The following is a 3,804-nucleotide window of genomic DNA, read 5'->3' as shown; positions in this document are numbered from 1 at the left end:
ACTTCCTGTACCTACGTGCAATTTCGCGCCACACGTAATCTGGCGGGCATGACCCCTGACCGGCCCGACGGCCGAATCCGCGTCCCCGCCGACCTCGACGCCGTCACCGCGATCGGCGACGAGGACCATTCCGGCATCGACTCGGCCGCGGTGGAACGGATCTGGCAGGCCGCCCGGCACTGGTATCAGGGCGGGCTGCACCCCGCCATCCAGTTGTGCCTGCGTCACCAGGGCCGGGTCGTGCTCAACCGCGCGATCGGGCACGGCTGGGGTAACGGCCCGGCAGATCCGGTCGACGCCGAGCAGATCCCGGTCGGCGTCGACACCCCGTTCTGCGTGTACTCGGCGGCCAAGGCGATCACCAGCACCGTCATGCACATGCTGACCGAACGCGGGGTCTTCAGCCTCGACGACCGGGTGTGCGAGTACCTGCCCGGCTACACCAGCCACGGTAAGTACCGCACCACGATCCGTCACGTGATGACTCACAGCGCCGGGGTGCCGTTCGCCACCGGGCCCAAGCCGGACCTGAATCGGGCTGACGACCCGGAGTACGCCTGTGCGCAGTTGGCCAAGCTGCGCCCGATTTACCCGCCCGGTCTGATGCACATGTATCACGCGCTGACCTGGGGTCCACTGACCCGCGAGATCGTTCGGGCGGCCGCCGGCAAGGACATTCGCGACGTGCTGGCAACCGAGATCCTCGATCCGCTGGGCTTCCGGTGGACCAATTACGGTGTTGCGCCGCAGGATATTCCGCTGGTCGCGCCCAGCCACGCCACCGGCACGCAGCCGGCGGGTGCGGCGGTTGCGGTGTTCCGCAAGGCGATCGGTGGATCGGTGCACGAGATCATCCCGGTCACCAACAGCCCGTTCTTTCTGACCACCGTGGTGCCGTCGTCGAACACCATTTCCACCGCCTTCGAGTTGTCCCGGTTCGCTGAAATCTGGCGCGGCGACGGCGAACTCGACGGGGTGCGGGTGCTGGCACCGGAAACGCTGCGCGGTGCGGTGCGCCAGTGCCGGCGGCTGCGGCCCGACGTCGCGACCGGGCTGGCGCCGCTGCGCTGGGGCACCGGCTACATGTTGGGGTCGACGCGGTTCGGTCCGTTCGGCCGCGGTGCGCCGGCCGCGTTCGGGCATCTCGGCCTGGTCAACTGCGCCATCTGGGCCGACCCCGAGCGGGGGCTGTCCGCCGGGCTGATCTCCAGCGGCAAGCCCGGCCAGGATCCAGAAGTCAAGCGCTACACCGCGCTGATGGACACGATCGCCGCCGAGATCCCGCGGGTGGGCTAGCCCCACGGCGAGCAGACACAGAATCGCACGCGCCAAGCACTTTTCGTGCGATTCTGCGTCTGCTCACGGGGTGGGTTGCTACCCGGCCCTCAGCCAGGTTGTCCGCTGCCGCCGTCAGTGCCCGGCTGTCCGGCAGGTGTACCGGTACCGCCTGAACCGCCATCTCCGCCGGTGCCCGCAGCGCCCGCGGTTCCCGCGGTGCCGGCAGTACCGCTAGTGCTCGTGCCACCCGCCCCGGCTGCTCCGCCGTTGCCGCCGGTTCCGCCGTTGCCACCGTCGCCGCCGGACAGCGTCGCTCCCCCGCTGTCGGTTCCACCGTTTCCACCCGCGCCGCCGGCACCCCCGGCGCCACCGCTGCCGCCGTTGCCGCCTTGCCCACCGGTTCCGGTGTTTGCGGTTCCGCCGGCACCGCCGACGCCGCCGGCCGCGCCGGTCGCGCCGTCTCCGCCCGCGCCGCCGGCCGTGTGTGTCGACTGGCTGCCGGCGGTGCCTGTCGCACCGACCCCACCGGTGCCGCCGTTGCCGCCGGTACCTCCGTTGCCGGATCCGGTGGCCGCGCCGCCGGTGCCGCCCTGGCCGCCGGCCGCGGCCGCGCTGCCGCCGCCGCCGTTGCCGCCGTTGCCACCGTTACCGCCGTCGACATCACCGGCCGCGGTCCCGCCGGCACCGCCCTGGCCACCCGCTCCGCCGTTACCCGTCGTGGACAGTGCGCCGCCGTCCAGGTAACCGTTGGCGCCTTGGCCGCCGTTGCCACCATTGCCACCGTTGCCACCGTGGCTGGGTCCGATACCCAGATCATTGGTCGGGGTCGCGACGCCGCCGCTGGCTCCGCCGGCGCCGCCGGCTCCGCCACTGCCGCCGTTGGTCGCACCGGGGCCGCCGTTCCCCCCGTTACCACCGTTGCCGCCAGATGCCGTCCCAGCGCCTCCGGCACCGCCGGCGCCGCCGTCACCGCCTGCTCCCCCGCCGGCGAGGATGCTGCCGGTGTTGTAGGCGCCGTCACCGCCGTTGCCGCCGTTGCCACCCACGCTGACCACGCCGGGACCAGTCGCGCCGTCACCTCCATTACCACCGGCCCCGGCCGCGGCAACGGTCGTTCCCTGGCCGCCGTTACCGCCGTTACCGCCGACGCTGTAGGTGACGCCGTCGTGTTGCCAGCCAGTACTGGTGCCGCCGTCACCACCTGCCCCGCCGTTATAGCCGCCGTCACCGCCGTTGCCGCCGGCGTAGGTTCCGGTCCCGCCGGCGCCTCCGTCGCCGCCGGGATCGCCCGCTTGGTTGCTGAACGTTCCTCCCGCGGCGCCGCCGTTGCCGCCGATGGTCTTGACGGTGGGATCGTCGATGGCGCCGTTACCGCCGTTACCGCCATTGCCGCCGGCGCCGCTGACGGCGAAGCCGCCGCCGCCGCCGTTGCCGGCCTGGCCGGCGGTGGCGTCCCCACCATTACCGCCGACGCCGGCGTGACCGCCGCCGGCTTGGGAGAAGACCGCGCCGCCGCCGCCGCCATTGCCGCCGTTGAGACCGGTACCACCTTGTCCGCCGGCGCCGCCGTCACCGCTGACGCCGCTGCGATCACCACTGTCACCGGCGTCGCCGCCGTAGGCACCGTTGCCGCCGTCGCCGAGGTAGTTGCCGTTGGCGTCTTGATAGGCGTCGCCGCCGGCACCCCCGGCACCCCCGTCACCGCCGGCGCCACCCTGTCCGACGTTCCCATACATCGGGCTGGTGTAGATGGAGGAGCCGCGCCCTCCAGCGGCGCCGCCGGTGCCGCCAGACCAGCCGCCGGTGCCGCCGTCTCCACCGTTGACGTTCTCCGCGGTGCCGGTCGCACCGTTGCCGCCGGCACCGGCGTCTGCGGCGTTGCCGCCGTTGCCGCCGTTGCCGAACATGAATCCGCTTCGTCCGCCGTTACCGCCGTTACCGCCGTTGCCGCCGACTTGGCCGTTGCCGTCGCCGCCGTTGGCGAAAGTCCCGGCCGCGCCGGTCATCCCGGCGGCCCCGTTGCCGCCTACGCCGCCGTTGCCGAGGAACCAGGCCGAGGCGTCGCCACCGTTACCACCGTTTCCACCGTTGCCGCCGGCTTCTACTGCGGCTCCGCCAGCCCCGCCGTCACCGCCGTTGCCCATCCAGGTCGCACCGGCTCCACCGTGGCCCCCGCTCGCTCCGGCGCCGCCGTCACCGCCGTCGCCGCCGTCGCCGAGCCAGCCGGGTGCGTTGCCGCCGTTACCGCCGGGGATGCCGGTTTGGTCGGAGTCCCAGCCGTCTCCGCCGTCACCGAACCACAGTCCGCCGTTACCGCCGTCGGGGTTCTCGGCGGTGCCATCGAGGCCGTTGCCGATCAGGATCTGGCCGTTGCCGAACGCCTGGTTGATGAAGTCGTCGATCTGGGCGCCCAACGGGCTGGTGATCCAGGCCTGCATGCTGTCGTGCATGGGCTGATAGATCCACTGATCGAGCATGGTGGTCCAGTCGATGGGGTCGCCGAACGCTAGTGGTTCGGCACTGGTG

Annotated in this window: 2 protein-coding genes; one reads left to right on the top strand and one right to left on the bottom strand. The window is 72.3% G+C overall.

Annotated features, from left to right (window positions below; translation table 11 throughout):
- Positions 1-48: 48 nt before the first annotated feature.
- A complete protein-coding gene (gene lipE, locus AC5Y36_RS25655) occupies positions 49-1,296 on the top strand; it encodes a lipase LipE (RefSeq protein ID WP_500043792.1) in 1,248 nt (415 codons plus the stop codon).
- A gap of 89 nt (positions 1,297-1,385) precedes the next feature.
- Here the strand turns inward: lipE and AC5Y36_RS25650 are convergent.
- The coding region (locus tag AC5Y36_RS25650) for a PGRS repeat-containing protein (protein WP_500043791.1) at positions 1,386-3,804 on the bottom strand (2,419 nt) is incomplete at its 5' end.

The sequence above is a fragment of the Mycobacterium sp. NGS50 genome, from assembly GCF_059812545.1.
This window is presented reverse-complemented; position numbering and strand designations above follow the sequence as displayed.

What these genes read in the sequence shown, in the direction of transcription:
- lipE (WP_500043792.1), top strand. Translation starts at nt 49, where the DNA reads ATGACCCCTGACCGGCCCGACGGCCGAATCCGCGTCCCCGCCGACCTC.